The following is a 20,706-nucleotide window of genomic DNA, read 5'->3' as shown; positions in this document are numbered from 1 at the left end:
TTGTTATATTATCGAAGGGTCTAGTGAAAAAACAAAGGGGTGTAATGTCAATGCAAAAGACGGCAAAATGGAAAGCTTTTTTACTGGGCAGTGTGATAGCAGTCGGGCTGGCAGGGTGCAGCGGTTCCGGGAGCAGTTCAGTAAACGGTGAAAGTAAAAGCACATACCCTGATAAACCAATTACCATCGTAGCACCATCAGGAGCAGGAGGGGGATGGGATCGGACAGCACGGACTTTTTCAAAGGTAATGACCGATTCACAATTGATAGATGAAACGATAACAGTCGAAAACAAGCCGGGCGGGGGAGGAACCGTTTTTATAGCAGATTATGTGGCGCAGGATTCTGCCAATGATTATAAACTGTTTACAGGTTCGCCGCCTGTCCTCATTAACAATTTAAAAAAAGAAGGGAACAGTCCTTTTGGATATAAGGATACGACGCCGTTAGCGCAGTTGACCAAAGATTATGGTTCAATCGTTGTCCGTGCTGATTCAGAATATAACGATCTTCAATCCTTAGTGGACGCGTTGAAAAAGGATCCTGCGAAGATAACATTTGCGGGGGGATCAGGCCCGGGTTCGATGTATCATCTCGTTTCCATTTTGCCTGCTTATGAATCAGGGGCAGATCATAAAGCGATCAAATATGTATCATATGATGGCACGGGCGAAGCGATGGCAGCTTTGCTTGGAGGGAATGCGGGTGCGATTGCGACGGATGCATCATCAGTACTTGAATATGTGAAAGCGGGTCAGGTGAAAGTACTGGCGGTAGCATCGCCGGAGCGGTTAGGCGGAGAGCTTGAGAATGTTCCAACGATGAAGGAATTAGGAATTGATGCGGAGTTTATGATCTGGCGCGGTATATTCGGACCGAAAGAAATGAGTGAAGGGGCACTGAGCTTCTGGAATGAAAAAATTGCGGCTATGGTTGAAACAGAAGAGTGGAAGACAGCAATGAAAACAAACGGATGGGAAAGTGATTATAAAAATTCAGAAGACTTTACAGCCTTTTTAGACAAACAGAATGAGCAAATTGCTGAACTGCTTAAAGCACTTGATATGGCAAAATAGACAGATTCATAAGAGGAAAGGGACGCTCTCTTTCCTCTCATTCATTTCGGGGGTGAACAAACACATGGCCTTCAGCTTTGACCGATATGCGGCAATAATTTTTATCGTTATTGGAGCATGCTTCATTTTCGAGAGCCGCAAAATTTCTGAAACGGCTTATGGAAGCAACGTAGGTCCGGATATTTTTCCGATGGGTCTTGGTATCCTATTAATTTTGCTTAGTTTGCGTCTCTTGTTCGAAACGAGAGGAACGTCTCAAGATAAAGCGGCCACAGGGGCGCTGGACTACAAAAAATTCATCATTATTTTTGCTGCAGCGATTTTATATGCGCTGTTCCTTGAAAAACTCGGATATGTTATTACGACGTTTGTCTTTTTAACAATCGGGTTTCAAGTGATGGAAAAAGGAAAATGGTTGAAATCACTTGTAATCGCAGGCGGATTTTCATTTGGAATATATTATGTATTTGTAAAAGTGCTAGATGGGACATTACCAGGTTTTCCTGTATTTTTTTAACTGGAGGTGAGCGGATTGGAAGCACTTCATTTTCTCGGAGATGGATTTTCTATTGCTCTTCAATGGCATAATATCGCATTTGCTTTTTTTGGTGTTTTGATTGGAACGGCTGTGGGTGTGCTTCCTGGTATTGGACCAATGAGTGGGGTCGCTTTGCTTATTCCGGTGACCGCAACAATTACGAGCGGGCTTGATCCGCAATCCGCAGCGGCAAGTTCCATTATATTGCTTGCGGGGGTATACTACGGTGCGATGTACGGCGGATCAACCACGTCCATTTTGTTAAATACGCCCGGTGAATCCTCATCAGTGGTGACCGTGCTGGATGGTTATCAGATGGCGAAAAAAGGGCGGGCGGGCGCTGCCTTATCGATTGCCGCGATCGGATCTTTTGTGGCAGGCATTGTTTCGTTAATCGGGCTCGTATTGCTCGCGGAGCCGTTGTCTAATATTGCGCTTGAATTCGGTCCGGCGGAATATTTTTCATTAATGCTATTAGGACTATGCGCGGTCAGCGGGCTGGCCGGTAGTTCGATGACGAAAGCGCTCATGATGACTGTTGTAGGTTTATTGATGGCGACAATTGGAATCGACAGTGTGTCAGGAGTCAGCCGGTTTACGTACGATAATCCTAACCTATATTCAGGTCTGGAATTTTTAACGATAGCGGTCGGTTTGTTTGCGCTTGGTGAAGTGTTTAAAACCATTTTGGAAAAAGACAATGGTGATGGTGATATCATTAAGGTAAAGAAAATTTTGCCGACAAAACAGGACCTTAAAGACAGCGCTGCCCCCATTACGAGAGGATCATTGTTAGGATTCTTTATCGGTGTTTTACCCGGTGCAGGGGCGACATTAGCTTCTTTCTTTTCTTATATCATGGAGAAAAAAATTAGCAAAGATCCGAAGAAATTTGGTCAAGGAGCCATTGAAGGGGTGGCCGCGCCTGAATCTGCAAATAACGCTGCCTCAGGAGGAGCCTTGATTCCATTGCTTACGCTTGGTATACCGGGTTCCGGTACAACGGCTATTTTAATGGGTGCATTAATTATGTATGATGTGCAGCCGGGTCCACTGTTGTTTGACGACCATCCGGAAGTGGCATGGGGTCTTATTGCGAGTATGTTTATCGGCAACGTTATGCTGCTTGTCCTAAATATGCCGCTCGTAAAAGTATTTTCAAAAATTATTGAAACACCGAAAAAATATTTGCTGCCAATTATTATCGCCATCTCCATCTTTGGCGTATATGCAGTGCAGAATACGATGTTTGACTTACTCCTGCTTCTTGCATGCGGCGCTGCCGGTTATTTTCTGGCAAAACACGATTTTCCACTTGCTCCACTTGTACTTGGACTCGTTTTAGGACCCATGATTGAAAATAATATGCGGCGCGCACTTACGGGATCAGATGGGGATTTCATGATCTTCTTACAAAGCCCAATATCACTTATCTTTCTTATTTTTGCGCTATTATGGATACTAATCCCTGTTGTCTTAAAAATGAGAGGGAAAAATGTGATTACAAATGAAGAAGGATAAAATAGACGGGAAAGAGAAGCTCCTGACTAGAAATCAGGAGCTTAGCCACTAGAACATCGTGTTTCTGTCATTTAGTGATCTCTTGAAAAATAGATAGATGTGGCTAAAAATCCGATACAATGAGCTATATAAAGCGCTGTCATTAAAAAGAATGAAAAAGATATACCGTCAACGATAATAACGACAGCCCAGGCGATAAGCAGGACAGCGAATGTGATATTCCAAGAGGCGGCGCGTGCCAGTGTGCTGACCTGCTTATAACGTTCGTCAAACCACCGCTTTTTCGTCCCGATTTTTCGATTAATCAAAAAAACGAGTGAGGCAATCACCAATCCTCCGATCAGACCAGATAAAGCAATTACATTATTCATCAATGTTCTCATCCCCTTCAAAAATAAATAAATCCTCAATCGTACAGCTGAAAATCTGTGCAAGCTTATGCGCCAGAACAAGTGACGGTTTGTATTTCCCTTTTTCAAGAGAGATAATCGTCTGCCTGGATACATTCAGTTTTTGCGAAAGTTCTTCTTGGGTAATATGTAGAGAGGTGCGTTTTTCTTTAATGATGTTTTGCATTCGATTCAGTCCTTTTGTAAAGCCAGCTTTACGTAAAGACTTTACATACAAGCGATTGTCAAGTTTCCTTTAAAGAAAAGGACACTAAAAACCCCGTAAATTGGTTACGGGGCTTTGATCATGTCTTCAATTTGTTTTTTTGATGGCAATGATGAAATAGCGCCTTTGCCAGTTGTTGTGATGGCACCGGCTGCGTTGGCGAATGAAAGTATCGACTGACCGTCTCGTTCCAGCACAGTCTTTAACTCATGTTGATCCGCACCTGCATCTAACAACCGATAAAGTAAAGCACCGATAAAGGCATCTCCGGCACCTGTTGTATCCTGCACATCGACAGAAAAACCGCCTGCGTCAACGGACAGGTTATTTAGATAAAGAGTTGCACCGCCAGCGCCTTTTGTGAAAATAACTGCTTGCACATCACCAACAAAGAGAGAGTCAATTGCGTCATCTTCATTTTGAATGCCGGTTACAAACGCAAGTTCTTCATCTGAAATTTTCACGATGTGCGCGGTTGGAATAAAGTCAAGAATGGTTTCGCGGCACGCCTCTGGGCTGTCCCAAAGTGGAAGGCGCACATTCGGGTCAAAGCTGATTAATGCACCGCGTTCTTTCGCCGACTGAATGGCTTTTACATGTGCCTGTTTCATCGGACTGTCGACTAAATCGACTGAGCAAAAATGCAGGATATCGCCTGACTCAAAAAGCGACTCATTCACTTCATCCTCTGTCAGCAACAAGTCCGCAGAAGGATTCCGGTAAAAGGAAAAATCACGTTCGCCGTCTTCACGAAGAGAGACAAATGCAAGCCCGGTATTTGCTTCTTTTGTTCGAATGACATACCGTGTTTCCACACCGGCTTCTTCTAGCTTTTCTAATAAAAAATCTCCAAACGCATCAGCACCGAGCTTCGTTATCATGGCAGAACGACCGCCGAGTTTGGCGACAGCTGCCGCCACATTGGCAGGTGCACCGCCTGGAGCCCGTTCGAATGAGACAACATCTTTTAATGCCCGTCCTTTTTGAAGCGGAATGAAGTCAATCAATACTTCACCAATCGAATATAAAATACCCACTATTTATCCTCCAATTGTCCATTTTACAGCTTTGCATGATGCCTGCCCGCTGTGTGCGAAAAATCGTATGCCAATGCTTTCTTTGTCAGGAAAAATCCGGCTCGTGAATACTTCTTCACCGTCATTTACAAAAATTTCAACCGATGATGTATCCACAAATAAATGAAATTTCAACTTTGTAGCATCAAGGATACACTGACGGCTCGTTCCAAACGCTGTGCCGACAGGAGCCCCGGAATTTGACCGGTCCAGAACGACTTTTTTCTGGGCAGCATCGTACAGAAGCACTGTTTTTTCCTGTTCGCTCACACGAAATTCAATCCCGAATGAATCTGCATCTGCATTGATAAATTCGGCGATGAGTTCAAATGATGATCCATAAAAACCATCAAACGACTTACTTTCATTTTTTAACACATCTTCTGCTTCCACTTTTGTGCCGCGTTTTAATTCAAGTTCACGAACTGGACGCTGCATTAGTTTCCCCTTTTCAATTGAGATCTCACGTGGAAGAGTCAAACAGTGGGCCCAGCCATGTTTGTCTGTTGGATAGTCCACTTCAGGAAGGCCCATCCATCCGACCATAATTCGGCGTCCATCAGGCGCTTCCATCGACTGAGGTGCATAAAAATCAAACCCTCGGTCTAATTCAATGAACTCGCTATGTGTCATCGTTTTTGTCTTTACATCAAGGTTGCCGAGACAATAGCCAGACTGGTAAATATTATGATATTTATCTCCATCCGGAGCGAGGCCCTGTGGTGAAAAGACAAGTATACCCTGTCCGTTAATCGTGAAATAATCCGGGCACTCCCACATGTAGCCAAACGTTTCCATGTTCGTATTTACTTCGCCTTCAAATGTCCAGTCTTTCATGTTTGGGGAGCTGTATAACACAATACATCCTGTTTCATCTGTTCGCTGCGCGCCAATGACTGCGTAGAAGGTGTCCTGTTCTTTCCAAACTTTTGGATCACGGAAATGGTCGGTATAGCCGGACGGAACATGATTGATGACTGGGTTAGCCCACTTGGTGATTGCACCGTCCGCGTCCATAACAGCCATATTTTGATATGGGTGGCGCACCCAATTTTCATCGCGTGTATTGCCAGTGTACATTAAGTATAGTTCATTATTATATTCAATTGCACTGCCGGAATACGCGCCGTGGCTATCGATCTCATCGTTTGGCCGAATGGCAATTCCGACATTTTCCCAGCTGGTGAGATTTTTGGACTTTGTGTGGTACCAATACTTTATTCCGTGTACCGGACCGAGAGGAAACCATTGATAAAATAAATGATATTCCCCGTTATAAAAAGAGAAGCCGTTCGGATCGTTTAACAGACCGGTAACAGGCTGTATATGAAAGGTCTGCCGCCAAGGGCTTTCGTTGACCTGATTTTCCAGCGCCTGCAATTCTTGAGGCGTCACCTCTTCAATCCGTGTATAACGCTGCTTTGTTGTCCATTCCAAGTCGATCGCTCCTTTAAAGAAAAATAGATGGAGGGTCCTATTAAAGGAACCGCTCCACCATTGACTGTTTTTTAAGCTGCTTCTTGAACGCCTTTTTTTGCGTCTCGTTTTGCGAGTACAATTGTAACCACAAAGGCGATTGCAAAGGAAATAACCATCCCGATGATGTACTGTAAAATGGAACTGTGGTGAATGGAAATGATACCAGGTAATCCAGCAGCCCCGAGTGCAATTGCTTTAACTTTAAAGAATGTGACAAACGCTGTCGCAATAGCGGAACCGATAATGGCGCCAATAAACGGATAGCGAAGTTTTAAGTTCACACCGAACATCGCAGGCTCAGTTATCCCGAGCAGGGCAGAAATGCCGGCAGCAGAAGCGGTACCTTTCAACTTGTTGTTTTTTGTCATCATGAAGACGGCAAGTGTTGCGGCACCTTGAGCCACGTTGGACATCGTCGCCACAACGAAAATGAATGAACCGCCTGTTTTGGCCATATCCGCAAGCAGCTGTGTTTCAACCGCGATAAAACTGTGATGCATACCAGTAATAACGATTGGTGCATAGAGAAGTCCGAAAATCGCACCTCCAATAAAGCCTGTTGTATCGTATAACCAAATCATTCCATCAGACAAGAGGTTGCCGGCTGCACGTGTAAACGGTCCGACAAGTGTAAATGTCAAAATGCCTGTGATGAAAATCGTTAAAAGTGGTGTCAATAAGTTATCGAGTGCAGAAGGAACAACTTTCCGCAAGGATGTTTCAATTTTCGCAAGAATAAATGAAGCGGCTAAAACCGGCAAAACGGTTCCTTGGTAACCCACTTTTTCAATTTCAAATCCGAAAATGGACCAGTATGGAATTTCGCCGCTGACAAGTGCGCCGCCGTAACCCCAGCCGTTAAGTAAATCAGGGTGAACCATTAACATACCAAGTGTTGCACCAAGATACGGGTTACCGCCAAACCGCTGCGTGGCAGAAAACCCAATTAAGATTGGCAGGAAAACGAAAGCGGCATTTGCGAACGTATTAATGAGTGCGGCAAGATCAGCCATGTCTGGATACGCTTCGACAAGAGACTTGCCATCAATGAACAATCCCTGAGCCGTTAATAGGTTGTTGATCCCCATTAATAAACCACCGGCAACGATCGCTGGGATAATCGGAACGAAAATATCCGACAGCATTTTCACAAAGCGCTGGAGGGGATTCATTTTTTTGGCGCCGGCACTGTTTACATCCGCTGTAGACATTCCGTTTGTACCGGTCATGTCCGTAAATTCTTTAAATACTTTGTTGACTGTACCGGAGCCAAAGATTATTTGGTACTGGCCCCCGGTAGAGAATGTCCCTTTTACGGCATCCATTCCGTCCAGTTTGGCTTGATCGACAATTGATTCATCATGCAAGGCAAGGCGAAGACGCGTCGCACAGTGGGCGGCAGCTGCAATATTTTCCTTCCCGCCAATTGCCTCCAATGTCTCCTGGGCAATTTCTTTGTAATTCATTGATTATCCTCCTTTTTAATAAAGCTATGACCATAAAACAACATATCTAAAACAGGAACCGGTTCCACCAGAAAGTAAATAAAAACCCGGCAATAAAAGGAACCGGTTCCAATAAAGGTCAAAAAATGAAAACGGTTTTTGGGAACCGGTTTCACATTGATTATATTCGACGATCTGATCGATTGTCAACGCTTTCCCGCAAAATGATTTCAAAATTTGAATAGGTCAGCGTTGGCACATTTTCCCCCTGTACCAGTTTGACTATATGACCGGCTGCCGTTCGTCCGGCATCAACAAAATGGATTTGGACGGTTGTTAATGATGGGTGCATCATGGCGGTCACTTCATAGCCGCCAAACCCGGTTATTGATATGTCTTTGGGAACATGTAAATGTTTTTGATGGGCGGCTTTAACCGCTCCGATGGCAATGTTGTCCGTTGCGCAAATGAGAGCGGAAGGAGAAAATTCATCAAATATCGATTGTGCTTTAACCGCTGCGTCGCTCATATTAAACGTTGTTTCAAAATAGCGTGCATCAATATCGTGGTGATCCGCAACCGCTTGACTGAATCCTTTTTTCCGATTTACGCCAACGGCAATGTCATGTTCACCGACACCGAGAAAAGCAATGGATTTGTGGCCTCTCTGAATAATATATTTTCCTATCGCATAACCGGCTGTCTCATCATCATGAACGAGGCTGTATACATCATCGTGCTGCTGACCGACTAATAAAACAGGGATATTAATTTGTTTAAATGCTTTCAGGTGGTCATCGGTAATTTGTGTTGCAAGCAAAATAATGCCGGCTACCTTTTGTTTGGCCAGCGTATAAATGTTTTCGATTTCCCGATTTAAATCCTGGTTTGTATTTGAGACAAGCATATGGTAATTCATTTCACGAAGCTTTTCGTCTATGCCGAGCAATGTTCTCGCTGTCGCATAGGAATCGAGGCGGGGAACGATTGTGCCGATTATATTCGTCTTTTTCGCTTTTAAGCTTTGCGCAAACGCGTTCGGCGCATAACCGGTTTTTTCAATCACTATTTCGATCTTTTTCTTTGTTTCTTCACTCACCGAGCCGCCGTTCAAGTAACGGGATACCGTACTTTTCGCTACACCGGCAAGTCTAGCAATATCCGCAATCGTCTGCATACTGTCATCTCCGTTTACTTTATATCATTTTAAATTATACAATAATATGAGTGAAAATAGCTTTCTATAATAAATCGGAACGGAAAGTTTAGTGGGAGCGTAAGAAAAAGTATACAACCTTTACGTCTTGATAAATGGTTTTAAATACATTATACTTCAAATCGTAATAATTACGATTTGAAAAAGGAGACACAACTATTGTACGAATGGGTCATTATTGGCGGCGGCATTCATGGCTGCACAATCGCAAACTTCTTAGTGAAAAGCGGGAAATCTGTGATCGATGATATTCGGATCATTGATCCTCACTCTGAACCGATGGCGAGATGGAAACGGAACACAAACCGGATCGGCATGGAATACTTGCGTTCACCTGTCGTGCATCATATTGACGTTCATCCGCTCAGCCTGAAACAATACAGCACATCTGGTGACAGTAAAGATTTTTACGGCTACTATAAACGCCCGCAGGTGGAGTTATTTAACGAGCACTCGGACAATGTACTGCGTCAGATTCATATACAAAAAGCTTGGCATCAAGGGACGGTCGTCCATGTTGAGCGATCGCATGAAAAGTGGTTGGTTGCCTTGCAATCAGAAGAAGTGATGCAGGCTAGAAATATTGTCATTGCGATCAGTGTCAACGAACAGCCGATTAAACCGGAATGGGCAAATAAGCGGGTTTATCATATTTTTGATGAAGCTTTTCCTGATTTTCAACAATTAAAAGGTCCTGCTGTTGTCATTGGCGGCGGGATTACAGCTGCACACACCGCGATCAAGTTAAGTACAATATTTCCAGGGAAAACAACAATGGTGAAACGTCATCCGTTTCGTGTGCACCTCTTTGATAGCGATCCAGGATGGCTGGGACCGAAAAATTTAAACGGTTTTGTAAAGTTGAAGGACTATAAAAAGAGACGTGAACTCATAAAAGAAGCCCGCCATAAAGGATCCATTACACAGGAGTTATTTCATAAGCTGCTGCGCCTTCAGAAAAAGGAGGAGCTTCAAATAGTAGATGGAGAACCGGTTTTCCTGAAAAACAACACGATTGGATTGAAGGAAGGCTCTAAGATTGAAGCAAATACAGTGATTTTAGCAACAGGGTTTCAGCCGGCAAGACCAAATCAGCCATGGATTGAAAGATTGATAATGGAACAAAAACTACTTTGTTCGACATGCGGTTATCCAATTGTCAGCGAATCACTGGAATGGTGCCCTCATTTATTTGTGTCAGGACCACTCGCGGAGCTTGAGGTAGGGCCAATAGCGCGAAATATTTCGGGTGCAAGGCACGCGGCTGAAAAGATTATTGCCAGTTTATAATCGTAATGATACTGATTTTCAAAAAGGAGAATGAATAATGAATCAAATACCAGTAACTGTTTTAAGCGGGTACTTAGGATCCGGAAAAACGACGCTTTTAAATCACATTTTAGCAAATGAAGAAAACAAACGAATTGCTGTCATCGTCAACGATATGAGTGAAATCAATATTGACGGAGCGCTTATAAAGCAGGGCGGGTTTTCTCGGACAGAAGAAAAATTGGTTGAAATGCAAAACGGGTGCATTTGCTGTACGCTTCGGGATGATTTAATGAAAGAAGTCGACAAGCTCGTCAAAAAAGGAGATATTGACTACATCGTGATCGAATCGACAGGAATATCGGAACCGATTCCTGTGGCACAAACATTTATGTACGTAGACGAAGAACTAGGTATCAATTTATCGCAATACTGCCGTTTGGACACAATGGTAACCGTTGTGGACGGAAATCGTTTCTGGCATGATTTTGCTTCGGGTGATACATTGATCGACCGGAAAGAAGCTAATGATGAAACCGATACGCGTGAAGTCGTAGATTTATTAATTGATCAAATTGAATTTGCTAATGTGATTTTATTGAATAAAACGGATCTTTTGGAAGAAGATGATATTGAGGAGTTGTATGGAGTGCTCCTCAAATTAAATCCGGACGCGCAGATCATGAAAAGTTCTTTCAGTAACGTTCCGCTTGATCGTGTACTCGATACTCACTTATTTGATTTTGATAAGGCGAGCGAGGGTGCGGGCTGGATAAAAGAGTTAAACGAAGAGCACGTTCCAGAAACAGATGAATATGGTATTTCATCGTTCGTATACCGCCGCCATCGTCCGTTTCATGCAGAAAGGTTGATGGAATGGTTGAAAGAATGGCCGGTGGAAGTTGTCCGGGCAAAAGGATTCTTTTGGCTGTCGACTCGAAACGATATGGCTGGTATGATTTCACAGGCAGGTCCGTCGATCATGATTCAAGGTGCCGGTGAATGGATCGCTGCTTACCCTGAGAATAAACGGGCGCAGATGCTGCAAGATGAGCCGGAATTATTAGATAGATGGAACGATACATACGGCGACCGAATAACTGAAATTGTCATGATTGGTCTTGAAATGGACAGGGAGACAATCGAAACGTCCCTTGACGAATGTTTATTAACAGACGAAGAAATGAGCATGGACTGGTCAACATTTAAAGACCCGCTTCCGCCGTTTTTAGTCGCGGAACCCGCCTCCTGAGCAATCAAAAGCGTTATATCATCACTTGCATCTTTGTTTTTGTTTCGACGTAGGAGGCGCTGGGGACAAAATTTTTGGCAGGAATTTTTGAACATAGGCCGGTTTTTTTAAATTGGGCCGAAATCTCAATGTTTAAGCCGGATTTTCAATGGATTAGGCCATCTATAAATTAATTTGACCGATATCGGTCAAAATCCGGCCGTTCATCATCTGCCAGCAACCACGCCTGGATGGATCAGTTTTCTTTTAAAACTATCATGGAGATTCAGAGAAAAGTGATGGATGAACCAGGAAATTTGTCATTTGAAAATTGAATAGAACAATAAAGAAACGGACAATTCAGTATTGAAAAGCTGAATTGTCCGTTTTTTTGTAGGAGAAAGGTAGCGAATAATCTTGAAATTATTAAGAATTCAGAATATAATAATTTTTATAACGTATTCATGTTATTTTATATTACATGAAAAGGGATGGTGGAGAAATGGGGTTTTTTGGTTGGCTTAATGTAAGGGAGGGATTGCCTCTCTGGTGGTCATACCGGTTAAATCGTCATATGACCGATTCTGTTGCGGAAATATTTGAAGGTATTGCTCGAACAAGAACGACCTTGCTGTCAGAATGGGCACATGAACAATGGGTTTTTTTAGGTAAAATTGCGCAGGAACTTTCCTTTATTCCGGATCATGACACAAATGATTACTTAAAGAAGAAAATGCAAAAAAATCGTTACTTTACGGAGTTATTTGTGATTAGTCCGGAACTACTATTTACGAATTCTACATATGGTAAACAGATAGGTGAAGCTGGAAATCAAGATGTTAAAAAAGCTGCTGTTTATGTATTTGACAATAAAGAACGATTATTGTATGGGCCATATATCGATGAAGTAACGGAAGAAATTGATCCCCGCTCATCGTCTTTTCACGATGAGGTGACTCTTTTATTTTTACAGCCTGTAATTGAGCGCGGTCAAGTTGTGTCGATCGCAGCCGGCAGAATACCGAATGATGTACTAGGGGATTTGATTCAAAGGGAAGCGGGCCATATATACCCGGATTCCGGAGACAATTACTTATTTATGGCAAAGTCTAATATGGATTCATCCATTTCGCCGGGAACGGCATTGTCTCGAAGCCGTTTTGAAGATCGTACGTTTACATTCGGTGAAAATTTAAAAGATGGTGTTCATACAAAGCATTGGGGTACGGTGAAAATTCAGAAGCATACCGAATTTGAAATTCGCTTTACTGATCCGGCGACAAATGAGCTCCATCCTGGTGTGGAGAACACGATTCAAAACGGGAGCAACTTGTTTGTAGAATTTCCCGGCTATTCAGATTATCGGCATATTCCGGTTATTGGGAAAGGGGTCACGTTTCAAATGCCTGGATCTCCGGATATTTGGGGCATGATGTGTGAAGGGGACCTGGAAGAGGTGTACCGGGTTCGATCGATCAGCTGGAGACTTCAAAAGCAATTTGTCTTTTTTCTATTAATAAGTATTATTCTACAGCAGGCCACCACCTGGATACCGGCAATTCCAAATTGGACTGGGCTAATTATTGGCCTTGTTTATGGTGCTATAGCAGCTGTTGCGTTTTACAGAAAAGGACTGAACCCGATTGTGGAAAGGCTCCGGAAAATGACGGATATAACCAGGGAAATAGCTGAAGGGGGCGGTGATTTAACGAATCGTCTCGATTCTCAGCTATTATTTCACGATGAAACAGGTGCGCTTGGCCGGTGGGTGAATAATCTGATTGATAGCCAGGATGAGTTAATGAGCAAAGTGAAATCGGCAGCGCTCGATGTAGAAGAAACAAACCAGTCTCTTCGTGAAAAAACCATGCTCGCCGAACATGACTCGGTTGAGGTCATTGAGCAAATGAGTGAAATGCTTGAAGCTATCCAGCTTCAGCTAAAAGATGTACAGCAGGCGATGGGGCAGGTTGATCAAGTCGGACATACACTGACAGGTCTGGAGAAGATGTCCCAGGAACAAATCGAGCACGCTCAAAAAGAAGTCGCCGGAATTGATGCGAAAATGAATGGCATCGTAAATAAAGTCAATGAAGCATTGAAGCTGACTGACAATTTTAAAGAACTGTCAAATAATATCGGTACAATTGTAGAAACGATTAATGCGATTGCTTATCAAACTAATTTGCTTGCGTTAAACGCAGCGATTGAAGCGGCTAGAGCGGGTGAATACGGAAAAGGGTTCGGTGTCGTGGCACTCGAAATTCGAAAACTGGCTGATCAGACAACGCTCGCGACGAAAGAAATTAGTGACACGCTTGATCAAATTGAAAGTAGTTCGACCCTTGTTCGAACAGCGATTCAAGAAAGTAGTGGAGAAGTAAAAAGCGGTGTGGAAGTTGTCCGCAGTGTCCAGGATGTCCTTGTATCAATGGCAAAAACATCTGATTCGCAGCCGGATATTACGGATCAGATGAAAGACATTATCGGCAATATTGCCGTTATTAATGAACAAAATGCCCGGACTGTGGAAAGTGTGGATCGATCAACCGGAGAAATGGCCGGTCTTATAAAAGAAGTTCGATTTGATTCGGAACAAAGCTCGCTGGTCGCTGCTGCACTTAGAAGGACGGTTGATAAATTTAAACTTTCAAGAGTTTAAGAAGACGAGTCAGTAAATAGTTGCGTAACCCGTGGAATCCTTTCTGCGGGTTCGTTTGTTTTCCTCAGAATTCATATCTTGGCTACGTGCGGTTTGGTTTTAGACTCCCTCATTATCGTACGGTAAGATAGAGGAAAGAATATTTAGATAAGGTGCGGTGGGGCATGTATAAAGATTATTTAGCATTTGCAATTGAACTTGGAAAAGAAGCGGGTGAATTTTTATTGCCGCGTGCCGGAAACGCAGGTGGGCAGACGTTGAAAGCGGCGAAGGATTTTGTAACGGAAATGGATCTGAAAGTGGAATCACTGATTATCGAGAGAATTCAAGCAAAATACCCAGACCACTGTATTTTCAGTGAAGAAGCAGGAACGATTGAAAAAGACAGTGATTTTGAATGGGTCATCGATCCGATTGATGGCACGATTAACTATAGTATTGGGGTTCCTCAGTACGGTGTATCCATCGCGCTGACATTTAAAAATGATCCGGTTGTCGGGGTTATTGCATTGCCTGGTTTAAAAGAAACATACTGGGCATCAAAAGGCGGCGGGGCGTTCAAAGATGGGGAGCCTATTCATGTCCGTGATGTAAGTCTTGCGGAATCATTCGTATCGCACAGTGATTTTGCAAAAGACGGGAACAAAGAGGCGAACTTGCAGCGCCTTGCACTGCTTGGGAAAATTGTGAACGATGTATATAGAGTGCGTATTATCGGGACTGCGGCAGTTACACTCGCGTATATTGCTGCAGGACGCTGGGATGCTGCTTTGTATTTGAGTCCTGCTTTTTATGACATTGCGGCAGGGCAATTACTTGTAACAGAAGCAGGAGGGGTTATGTCTGAAGCTGGCCCATATACAATGTTCGGGCAAAAACAGGCAGCTGCAGGGCTGAAACAATTACTGGGAGGTTAAGAATGAAATTAATCGCCATTGATATGGATGGGACTCTTTTGAATAGCAGAAATGAAATCAGCCGGGAAAATATAGAAGCGGTAAAGAGAGCGCAATCAAAAGGAATTGAAGTCGTCATTGCGACAGGAAGAGCCTATTTTGATGCCTTTCAACATATGAAAGAGGCCGGTTTATCGACGTGGATCATTGGCGCAAATGGCTCAACCATTCATGACAAAGACGGAACGCGGCTTCAGTCGATTTCTGTTCGAAAGGGGGATGCCGAGGAGATCCTAAAGTATTTCACAGAGAATGGTTTTTACTATGAAGTATTTTCGGAGCACAAGCTGTATTCACCGCAAAACGGACGGGAGCTTTTGAACATTGAACTGGACCGAGTGAAAACAGCGAACCCGGATGCAGACCTTGTGGAAATGAATGAAGCAGCCGAGCGTCAATTCAGCCAGGAGCCTTTTGAATTTGTCACTTCTTATAAAGAAATTTTAGAGGAAACGGACAAATATTATAATTTGCTTGCTTTTTCATTTGATGATAAAAAGCTGAAAGAAGCATGGGACCGGTATGCGGATCGCGATGACTTAACGCTGACGGCTTCTGCCAGTCACGTATTTGATATTATGCACCGGGATGTATCAAAAGGGAACGCTGTAATGAAATTGGCAGAGAAATTTGGCGTTGGACGGAAGGATATTATGGCAATCGGTGATAATTTTAACGATGTGTCAATGTTCAACATTGCGGGTGTGAGTGTTGCTATGGAAAATGCGCCTGATGGAGTAAAAGAACAGGCGAAGTTCGTCACTTTAAAAAATAACGAACACGGTGTCGCGCATATTATCGCAAAAATGATCAAATAAATAAATAAATAAAGCCTTATCAAAAGTCCAAGACTTCTGGTAAGGCATTTTTCATTTTGGATGTCAAAAGAGCGGAGTGATTATTTGAGATAGCCTCAGACATTATAGTTGTTTCAACAATTGCACCATATGATCCCCTACTTCACTTGTTGAAGCCGTTCCGCCGAGATCCGGTGTTAATACGGTTTTGTCGACGAGCATTTTTTCGATGAGGCTTAATACTTTTTCAGCCCATTCATTCTGCCCGAAAAACTCAAGCATCTGGCTTGCGGACCATAATGTCGCCAGAGGATTTGCGATTTGTTTTCCGGCGATGTCCGGCGCGGAACCGTGAATCGGTTCAAACATGGAAGGGAAGTCACGTTCCGGATTTAAGTTTGCGCCAGCCGCAAGCCCCATGCCGCCAGTAATACCAGCGCCTAAATCGGTAATAATATCTCCGAATAAATTAGACGTAACGACGACTTCGAACCGCTTTGGATCCATGACAAAGAACATGCTCGCCGCATCGACAAGATATGAATGCGTTTCCACGTCAGGGTAATCTTTGCTCACCTCTTCAAATACTTCATCCCAAAAAACCATTGAATAGTTTAGTGCATTCGCTTTGCTGATGCTAGTGAGTGACCGCTTTTCTTTTTGGGCAATATCAAATGCGTAACGGATAATCCGTTCTGTTCCTTTGCGAGAAAATACACCGGTCTGAAGCGCAACTTCATGCGGTTTACCTTGAAAAAGACGGTCGCCTGCTCCGGCATATTCCCCTTCACTGTTTTCGCGGATGACAAGCATATTAATATCTTCTGGTGTCACATCTTTCAGCACAGTTGGCGCACCGTTCAGCAGTTTGATTGGCCGAACATTCACATACTGGTCAAATGATTTACGAATACGGAGCAGCAAATCCCATAAAGAAATATGGTCAGGTACACCCGGATAACCGACCGCGCCTAAATAAATCGCATCAAATTGCTTAAGGCGCTCAATTCCATCGTCATCCATCATTTTTCCGTGCTCAACGTAATACTCGCAGCCCCACGGGAAATATTCGAACTCAAATGAAACAGATTCATCGACACTTTGAATATACTTTAATACTTTGACTCCTTCTGCAATAACTTCCGGACCAATGCCGTCACCTGGAATGACGGCGATTTTGAATGGATTGACCATGATTTTTTCCTCCGCCTGCTTATGTATTGTAAACAGTAAACAGTTTACCGCTCTATTTTACCATTTTTTATTCAAGATAGATATTGGCAGAGAAAATGAACAGATTTGTTTGATAAACGGAAAACGTAATTGTCTCTTAGGGATATGATGTCTCGCTACTGTTATTAATTCTAGCCTGTGTCTGACTAATTTTGATATTTGTCAGTAATTAGGGCTGGCTTACAGGTGAGAGGCTGCATCTTGTTCATTTCTCTTAAAATCATGTGAATTCAGTGGATGGTATCCGTTTTTTTTTTGCACCTGAAAAATGGTTTCTTCTTATTTGCTTCTATAATTATAATTTGAAATAATAAAGGAAATAAAATGGAAAGAGGTGCTTTATGAAAGTGCTGGTTGTTGGTGCAAACGGACAAATCGGACAAAAACTAATTGAGCTGCTGCAAAATAGTTCTAAACATGAAGTACGTGCCATGGTAAGAAAAGAAGAACAGGCGGCCGCTTTTAAAGAAAAAGACGTTGATGCTGTGATCGCGGACCTTGAAGGCGGTGTGAATCAGCTGAAAGATGCGCTGTATGGATGCGATGCCGTTGTGTTTACAGCTGGATCAGGAGGACATACCGGAGCGGACAAAACATTGCTTATTGATCTGGATGGAGCTGTAAAAACGGTAGAAGCAGCCGAGCAGGTTGGTGTAAAGAGGTTTATCATGGTTAGTGCTTTACAGGCTAATAACCGTGAAAACTGGAATAATTCCATCCGGCCTTATTACGCAGCGAAACATTACGCCGACCGTGCAGTTGAGCAAAGTTCACTTATTTATACGATTATTCGGCCAGGTGGGTTGTTAAATGATGCGGGTACAGGAAAAATAGAAGCGGGTGAAAAACTAGAACGAGGAACAATCCCGCGTGAGGATGTGGCTGCTGTCATTTACGAGTCACTTGATACAGCACGTGCATTTCACCGTTCGTTTGATTTGATTACAGGCGAGAAATCAATTAGCGAAGCATTAAACGCTATTTAATAATGAAACGAGATGTCCGGAAATCACGGTCATCTCGTCTTTTTATCTTATTCTTTTTGGCTTAATGAATTGCATCCAGGTCGACGCGTTCAATAAACTCAACAAACGCACGCACGATGTTGAGCTGAAGCGATTCTTCATGATAAAACATCCAGCTTTTTCGTATGATCGGTTCCCCGTCGCTTGTATTTAGATCAATTTTGTGCAGATTTTCGAGGTCGTCCAAAATCATGCTGGGTAAAATCGCATAGCCTAGTCCATTAGCGACCATATTTTTACACGTTCCGGCTTTATCTACATCGATGCTGATAAGCGGCGGTTTGGTATAGTGTGCAGCCCACCAATTATCAACGAGCATCTTCAAGTTTTGATCAGTCCGATAATCAATGCGCGGCAAGTCTGGTAAGTGATCCAGGTCGATCTCTTCTTTTGACGCGATGCAAATTGTTTCCTCAAATAATAGCCGCTTTTGATCTTTCCAGCCGTAATCGCCCTTCACAAATCCTACGTGGACATCTTGATTATGAATTAAGTGGGCGATATGGCTGCTCCAATCCGTTATGACTTTAAACTCAATATTTGGATACTCATCTTTAAATAATTTCAGCAGTCCGGGAAGCTTATAGTCGGTGAAAAAAGTAGATACGCCGAGACGTAATGTACCGGTCATTTTGTACTCCATATTATGCACGTTTTCCTTAATAGATTGCATGCGTTGAATCATTTCGTTTGCACATTTGGCCAAATATTCACCTTGAGGTGTAAACTGTACACCGCGTCTGCCGCGATTGACAATCTTTACTCCAAACACTTTCTCGATTTGTTTTAATCGGTTTGTCAAAGCAGGTTGTGAAATATATAGTGTTTTCGCCGCATTTGTAATGTTCTTTTCTTTATATAGTGTCTGTAAAACGAGCCAATCGCGTTCATCCATCAAAACACCTCCATTTAGACATAACATTTGTTTATGATTGATAATAGTAAACGAGTATTTTATTTATTCCTTTATGTATATTATAGTAAGTTATACAAGGGACAGAAAGAAGGATTGGTCAATTGAAAGAAAATAAATGGTTGTTTATTGCACTAAGCGGTGTGGGCGGGTGGTTATTGTCGTTGACAGGATTATCGATCGGCTGGATGCTCGGAACACTGCTAATGGCTGCACTTATTTCTTTCGCTAAGCCAAATTTTATTGGGGAAAAGGGTACACCGAAATACTGGCTTTCTATCGGGCAATGTATTTTAGGCATCGAACTTGGTCAAAAAATAAACTTATCTGTTTTATCCATCTTTCATAAGCAATGGGCGGTCATTATGATTATGCTACTATTGTCGGTTTTGTTTTCGCTGCTGTCGGGACTAGTTCTATGGAAATTCAGCCGGACGGATTTGATGACGAGCTTTTTTGGCACAGCACCGGGAGGCTTGTCGGCGATGCCAGGGATGGCGGAAGATGTCGGTGCTAATACGGCAGTCGTTAGTATCATTCAAACGATGCGGGTATTCCTTGTCATTTTCATTATCCCAATCGTCGTTTCGGTGCTCGGGTTTCATCCATCCGGTCAGCTGGCAATAAAATCTACTCCGCCGCCATCATTTGAATGGAACCAGTTATTATGGACAGGAATCCTGATCGTCTGTGCGTATGGAGGATATCATATAGGGAAAAAGTTAAAATTCCCGGCCCCGTGGCTGCTAGGGAGCATGGTGTCTGTCGCGATCGTCCAATCGCTCAGCTCGGCATATGTGGGGCGCGATTTGGCTGCGATTTGGCCTTATAGTGTCATGGTCGTCTCGCAAATTTTAATCGCCGCTTTCATCGGATCGCGCTTCCGTAAAGAAATGTTTGCGGGATTGAGGAAGACAGTTTTGGTTGCTTTTATTAGCACACTCTTTTTAATCGCTGCCATGTTTGCATGTGCTTATCTTGTTTCAACTATCACTGGCATCGCTTTTATGACAGCCGCACTTGCTTTTGCACCGGGAGGCATCGCTGAAATGGCCGCGACAGCTGTTGTGATAGATGCCGACGCGACATTTGTTGTTGCTGTGCAGGTATTGCGGATTATCTCTGTCTGCCTCATCCTGCCGCCAATTTTTAAACAGATTCATAAATGGGAAATGCGGAAAGAGATTCATTCACATGCATCTGCTTAACATTCCAGTTCTTCTTAACGATCAACCACTTATTATAGAAGAAACACAAACAGAGCATTTGCTTAAGCAGCAGATTCTCTGTTTTTAAATGGATCTTAGATTATAAAAAAATTGACTTTTTGTTTGATCTTATGATATATTAACATTCGTCGCTTGTTATTAAGGCGGCATTTAAAAAGAAGATCGGAATAAAAAAGTCGATAAACGTTATTGATGAATAATTATTTGTTCTGCTCTTATTGACTTTATTTTAATTTAATGTTATATTAGTATTCTGCTGAATAACAGCTGCTTGAGAAGGGCTAACACCCTTTGATTGCGAAATATTTTTTCGAGAAACTATATTGACTTTATTCTTGAAAAATGATAATATTTTATAGCTGTCTTAATAGCGATTGATCCTTGAAAACTGAACAAAATCAATAAAAACGTCAACGTTTTGAATT

General features: G+C 42.8%; 18 protein-coding genes. 10 read left to right on the top strand and 8 right to left on the bottom strand.

Annotated features, from left to right (window positions below):
• The first annotated feature begins 50 nt into the window (after positions 1–50).
• The 3 genes from BTO28_RS01705 (at position 51) to BTO28_RS01695 (ending at position 3,135) form a co-directional block, all read left to right on the top strand.
• Entirely contained in the window at positions 51–1,076 is a 1,026-nt protein-coding gene (locus BTO28_RS01705; protein ID WP_076763466.1) for a tripartite tricarboxylate transporter substrate binding protein, read from the top strand.
• A 64-nt stretch (positions 1,077–1,140) separates the two neighbouring features.
• Positions 1,141–1,593, top strand: coding sequence for a tripartite tricarboxylate transporter TctB family protein (locus tag BTO28_RS01700; RefSeq protein ID WP_076763464.1), 453 nt, complete (start codon positions 1,141–1,143; stop codon positions 1,591–1,593).
• A 15-nt stretch (positions 1,594–1,608) separates the two neighbouring features.
• Complete coding sequence (locus BTO28_RS01695; RefSeq protein ID WP_076763462.1) at positions 1,609–3,135, top strand: tripartite tricarboxylate transporter permease; 1,527 nt, start codon at positions 1,609–1,611, stop codon at positions 3,133–3,135.
• 71 nt (positions 3,136–3,206) lie between these two features.
• Here BTO28_RS01695 and BTO28_RS01690 read toward each other — a convergent pair whose 3' ends face one another.
• From BTO28_RS01690 to BTO28_RS01665, 6 genes are all read right to left on the bottom strand, one after another.
• A complete protein-coding gene (locus BTO28_RS01690) occupies positions 3,207–3,506 on the bottom strand; it encodes a DUF2178 domain-containing protein (RefSeq protein WP_233129800.1) in 300 nt (99 codons plus the stop codon).
• A complete protein-coding gene (locus tag BTO28_RS01685; protein ID WP_076763659.1) occupies positions 3,499–3,711 on the bottom strand; it encodes a helix-turn-helix transcriptional regulator in 213 nt (70 codons plus the stop codon). The genes BTO28_RS01690 and BTO28_RS01685 overlap by 8 nt, the downstream gene beginning before the upstream one ends.
• A 104-nt stretch (positions 3,712–3,815) precedes the next feature.
• Complete coding sequence (locus tag BTO28_RS01680) at positions 3,816–4,787, bottom strand: PfkB family carbohydrate kinase (RefSeq protein WP_076763459.1); 972 nt, start codon at positions 4,785–4,787, stop codon at positions 3,816–3,818.
• A 3-nt stretch (positions 4,788–4,790) separates the two neighbouring features.
• On the bottom strand, positions 4,791–6,263 hold the full coding sequence (locus tag BTO28_RS01675; protein ID WP_076763458.1) for a glycoside hydrolase family 32 protein: 1,473 nt from the start codon (positions 6,261–6,263) through the stop codon (positions 4,791–4,793).
• Positions 6,264–6,334: 71 nt separating this feature from the next.
• Positions 6,335–7,771, bottom strand: coding sequence for a sucrose-specific PTS transporter subunit IIBC (locus BTO28_RS01670; RefSeq protein ID WP_076763456.1), 1,437 nt, complete (start codon positions 7,769–7,771; stop codon positions 6,335–6,337).
• 160 nt (positions 7,772–7,931) lie between these two features.
• Positions 7,932–8,927 carry a LacI family DNA-binding transcriptional regulator gene (locus BTO28_RS01665; RefSeq protein WP_076763454.1) on the bottom strand — a complete coding sequence of 332 codons (996 nt, stop codon included), beginning with the start codon at positions 8,925–8,927 and terminating at the stop codon, positions 7,932–7,934.
• Positions 8,928–9,125: 198 nt separating this feature from the next.
• On the opposite strand from BTO28_RS01665, the gene BTO28_RS01660 reads away from it, so the two are divergent.
• The 5 genes from BTO28_RS01660 (at position 9,126) to BTO28_RS01640 (ending at position 15,902) form a co-directional block, all read left to right on the top strand.
• Positions 9,126–10,256, top strand: a complete 1,131-nt coding sequence (locus tag BTO28_RS01660) for an FAD-dependent oxidoreductase (protein WP_076763453.1) — start codon at positions 9,126–9,128, stop codon at positions 10,254–10,256.
• Positions 10,257–10,293: 37 nt separating this feature from the next.
• The gene (locus BTO28_RS01655) at positions 10,294–11,487 is read left to right on the top strand and encodes a GTP-binding protein (RefSeq protein WP_076763451.1); all 1,194 of its coding nucleotides are present in this window, start codon (positions 10,294–10,296) and stop codon (positions 11,485–11,487) included.
• 481 nt (positions 11,488–11,968) lie between these two features.
• A complete protein-coding gene (locus BTO28_RS01650) occupies positions 11,969–14,128 on the top strand; it encodes a methyl-accepting chemotaxis protein (protein ID WP_076763449.1) in 2,160 nt (719 codons plus the stop codon).
• Between the two features lie 164 nt (positions 14,129–14,292).
• Positions 14,293–15,045 carry an inositol monophosphatase family protein gene (locus tag BTO28_RS01645; RefSeq protein WP_076763447.1) on the top strand — a complete coding sequence of 251 codons (753 nt, stop codon included), beginning with the start codon at positions 14,293–14,295 and terminating at the stop codon, positions 15,043–15,045.
• A gap of 2 nt (positions 15,046–15,047) precedes the next feature.
• Complete coding sequence (locus BTO28_RS01640) at positions 15,048–15,902, top strand: Cof-type HAD-IIB family hydrolase (protein WP_076763445.1); 855 nt, start codon at positions 15,048–15,050, stop codon at positions 15,900–15,902.
• A gap of 102 nt (positions 15,903–16,004) precedes the next feature.
• On the opposite strand, the gene BTO28_RS01635 is transcribed toward BTO28_RS01640, so the two are convergent.
• Positions 16,005–17,075: a tartrate dehydrogenase gene (locus tag BTO28_RS01635; protein ID WP_076763443.1), complete on the bottom strand. Its 1,071-nt coding sequence runs from the start codon at positions 17,073–17,075 to the stop codon at positions 16,005–16,007.
• Between the two features lie 380 nt (positions 17,076–17,455).
• Between BTO28_RS01635 and BTO28_RS01630 the strand changes: the two genes are divergently transcribed.
• Positions 17,456–18,100, top strand: coding sequence for an SDR family oxidoreductase (locus BTO28_RS01630; RefSeq protein WP_076763441.1), 645 nt, complete (start codon positions 17,456–17,458; stop codon positions 18,098–18,100).
• A 61-nt stretch (positions 18,101–18,161) separates the two neighbouring features.
• Here the strand turns inward: BTO28_RS01630 and BTO28_RS01625 are convergent, their stop codons facing one another.
• Complete coding sequence (locus BTO28_RS01625) at positions 18,162–19,034, bottom strand: LysR family transcriptional regulator (protein ID WP_076763439.1); 873 nt, start codon at positions 19,032–19,034, stop codon at positions 18,162–18,164.
• Positions 19,035–19,156: 122 nt separating this feature from the next.
• Here BTO28_RS01625 and BTO28_RS01620 point away from each other — a divergent pair, with 122 nt between their 5' ends.
• Entirely contained in the window at positions 19,157–20,260 is a 1,104-nt protein-coding gene (locus BTO28_RS01620) for an AbrB family transcriptional regulator (protein ID WP_076763436.1), read from the top strand.
• Positions 20,261–20,706 lie beyond the last annotated feature (446 nt).

Origin of the sequence: Domibacillus epiphyticus (assembly GCF_001975785.1) — a bacterium.
GTDB classification, from domain to species: domain Bacteria; phylum Bacillota; class Bacilli; order Bacillales; family Domibacillaceae; genus Domibacillus; species Domibacillus epiphyticus.
This window is presented reverse-complemented; position numbering and strand designations above follow the sequence as displayed.